We start from the raw sequence: 436 nt of genomic DNA on the forward strand, positions 1-436 counted from the left end.
CCTTCGACCTTGAGCGTGACGGCCGAGGAGCGGAAGAAGTTCAGGAAGGAGTCGGTGGGCAGGGCGTACTCGATGCCGCCGCCGACCGCGTAGCCGGTGCGGAAGCTGTCGTTGCCGGCAAAGCCGCCGAACGAGCGGTCGGCGCTGCCCGAGCCGTAGGCGAAGCCGCCGGTGCCGTACACGAGGGTGCGGTCGAAGGCGTAGCCGAGGCGGCCGCGCACGGTGCCGAAGAAGTCGAGGCTGGACAGGCCGCGCGGGTCGGTGAGGTAGTAGCCGGGCGCCAGCGCGCCGCTGACGAAGGCGTTGTTCCGGCTGCGGCCGAAGTCGAGGTACTGGGCGTCGGCCTCGATGCCGATGACCACGCCCGAGCCCGGGGTCAGCTGGAAGTTGTAGCCGATCTGGCCACCGCCGGAGAAGCCGTCCTGGCTGCGGTTGC

Annotated in this window: 1 protein-coding gene; it reads right to left on the minus strand. The window is 70.6% G+C overall.

The features are described 5' to 3' along the window. Nucleotides 1-436 (minus strand): outer membrane protein (locus MFF58_RS32040; protein ID WP_238294383.1); only part of this gene is annotated, 436 nt, incomplete at both ends.

Origin of the sequence: Methylobacterium longum, from assembly GCF_022179385.1 — a bacterium.
Taxonomy (GTDB): domain Bacteria; phylum Pseudomonadota; class Alphaproteobacteria; order Rhizobiales; family Beijerinckiaceae; genus Methylobacterium; species Methylobacterium longum.